This window comes from Acidisphaera rubrifaciens HS-AP3 (genome assembly GCF_000964365.1).
Taxonomy (GTDB): domain Bacteria; phylum Pseudomonadota; class Alphaproteobacteria; order Acetobacterales; family Acetobacteraceae; genus Acidisphaera; species Acidisphaera rubrifaciens.
In genome coordinates, this window is the sequence record NZ_BANB01000703.1 from 1 (window position 1) to 1,860 (window position 1,860).

The window sequence follows — 1,860 nt, forward strand, 5'->3', positions numbered from 1 at the left end:
CAAGGGGTGGGGCCGGCGTCGGTGAACCTGCGTCTGACCGATGCCGGGCCGCTGGCGGTCACGACGCGCGACGGCGGCGCGCTCGCGCTTGGCGCCGGTCCTGTCTGGGTAGGACGGCTCCCGGCAACCGGGTTCGACCTGCTCGTCGGGATGGACCGCCTGCGCGCCCTGCATCTGTGGCTGTCGCACGCCGCCCGGGCGGTGTTCCTGGCGAGACTTTCTCACACGCGCTGAAACATACGCCCGCTTGCGTCGGCCGCGCCTTGGCGCCATTCCGGACTGCCAACAATGACCGACGATCTTTTTTGGGAGTGTCTCGAGGATGCGGAGTGTTCTCCTCGCATTGGTCTGCCTGCTCGGCCTGGGCGGCGGCATCGCGGTGGCGCAGCCCTATGCCCCACCGCCGCCGCCCCGCTTTGAGCCGCCGCCACCGCCGCCGCCGCCCGGCCGGATGATCTGGCGTCCCGGCCACTGGAACTGGAACGGCGTGCGCTACGTGTGGGTCCCCGGCCACTATATCGCGCGTCCGCCGGTCGCGAATCGCTGGGTACCGGGACACTGGGCGCGGGGTCCCTACGGTCAGTGGCACTGGGTGCCCGCGCACTGGATCTGACGGCCACACCGGGGCCGACAATTCGCCGTCAGCGCAGCTCGACGATCACGGGCACGTGGTCGGAGGGCTGCGCCTCGGCGCGTTCCGCCCGGTCGGGCGCGGCCGAGAGCAGCCGCTCGGCAAGGTCCGGCGCGAGCAGCGCATGGTCGATGCGCAGGCCGAGGTCGCGCTGCCAGGCGCCGCCCTGATAGTCCCAGAACGTGTAGACGGTGGCATCGGGATGCAGCGCCCGCACCGCGTCCGTCATCCCCGCATGGATCAGCCGTCGGAACCGCGCGCGACTGGGGCCGCGCACCAGCGCGTCGTCCGGGCCGAGCGCGCCGGGCGCGAAATCGGCGTCCGTCGGGCAGACATTGTAGTCGCCCAGCAGGGCGAGCGGCGTGTCCAGGTCCAGCAGCCGCCCGGCATGCGCGGCGAGGGCATCCATCCAGGCGAGCTTGTAGGCATAGCCGTCGTCACCGCCCGAGTTTCCGTTGGGCAAATAGAGGCCGCCCGCCACGAGTCCGCCGGCCTCGACCTCGACATAGCGTGCCTGCGCATCGCCCTCGGGCCGGCCGGGAAGTGCTTCCTCGCGGACCGTGAAAGGCACGCGCGCGAGGACGGCGACACCGTTATAGGCCTTCTGCCCCACGGCATGTGCCCGGTAGCCGAGATCGGCGAAGCCGGCGCCCGGGAAGGCATCGGTCTCGCACTTGATCTCCTGCAGGAACAGCAGGTCGGGCTGGTTGCGCGCCAGCCACCGGTGGACGTGTCCCGCGCGCTGGCGGATCGAATTGACGTTCCAGGTGGCGAGGCGCATCGGCGCCGGGCTAGTCGATCGCGAAGCTGGACCCGCAGCCGCAGGAGGCGGTGGCGTTGGGGTTGCGGATCGCGAAATGCGCGCCCATCAGCTTGTCCTGGTAGTCAAGCTCGGCGCCGCTGAGCAGATCGAGGCTGGCCGGGTCGACGACCACGCGGGCCGGACCCTGCTCGATCACCACGTCGTCCGGCTGCGCGGCGGCATCCAGCTCGAAGCGGTACTGGAACCCGCTGCACCCGCCGGCCAGCACCTGCACGCGCAGCGCGGGATGCGGCCCGGCCTGCGCGGCTTCGGCGGCGGCGATCTCGGCGATGCGGGCGGCGGCGCGGGGGCTGACGGCAAAGGACGTGCTCATGTCCCCAACATAGGCGGGACGGAGGCGGTTTTGAAGCGGCGCCCGAGGGGCGACCGGGCCGGTGGTCGACCGCGCACGCGGCGGCGCCGCCCG

4 protein-coding genes are annotated in these 1,860 nt (G+C 72.0%); 2 read left to right on the plus strand and 2 right to left on the minus strand.

The annotated features are described in order from the left end of the window. Both B8460_RS16625 and B8460_RS16630 read left to right on the plus strand, forming a co-directional pair. On the plus strand, positions 1-234 hold a 234-nt coding region (locus tag B8460_RS16625; protein WP_048862733.1), incomplete at its 5' end, for a hypothetical protein. A gap of 88 nt (positions 235-322) precedes the next feature. Next, a complete protein-coding gene (locus B8460_RS16630; RefSeq protein WP_084623796.1) occupies positions 323-613 on the plus strand; it encodes a YXWGXW repeat-containing protein in 291 nt (96 codons plus the stop codon). Positions 614-641: 28 nt separating this feature from the next. On the opposite strand, the gene B8460_RS16635 is transcribed toward B8460_RS16630, so the two are convergent. Both B8460_RS16635 and B8460_RS16640 read right to left on the minus strand, forming a co-directional pair. Further along, the gene (locus B8460_RS16635; RefSeq protein WP_048862735.1) at positions 642-1,412 is read right to left on the minus strand and encodes an exodeoxyribonuclease III; all 771 of its coding nucleotides are present in this window, start codon (positions 1,410-1,412) and stop codon (positions 642-644) included. A gap of 10 nt (positions 1,413-1,422) precedes the next feature. After that, on the minus strand, positions 1,423-1,767 hold the full coding sequence (locus B8460_RS16640) for a HesB/IscA family protein (protein WP_048862736.1): 345 nt from the start codon (positions 1,765-1,767) through the stop codon (positions 1,423-1,425). Between the last annotated feature and the right edge of the window lie 93 nt (positions 1,768-1,860).

Excerpts from the sequence above, each read along its gene's own strand:
- B8460_RS16635 (WP_048862735.1), bottom strand. The coding sequence starts at position 1,412 with ATGCGCCTCGCCACCTGGAACGTCAATTCGATCCGCCAGCGCGCGGGA.
- B8460_RS16640 (WP_048862736.1), bottom strand. The coding sequence starts at position 1,767 with ATGAGCACGTCCTTTGCCGTCAGCCCCCGCGCCGCCGCCCGCATCGCC.
- B8460_RS16630 (WP_084623796.1), top strand. The coding sequence starts at position 323 with ATGCGGAGTGTTCTCCTCGCATTGGTCTGCCTGCTCGGCCTGGGCGGC.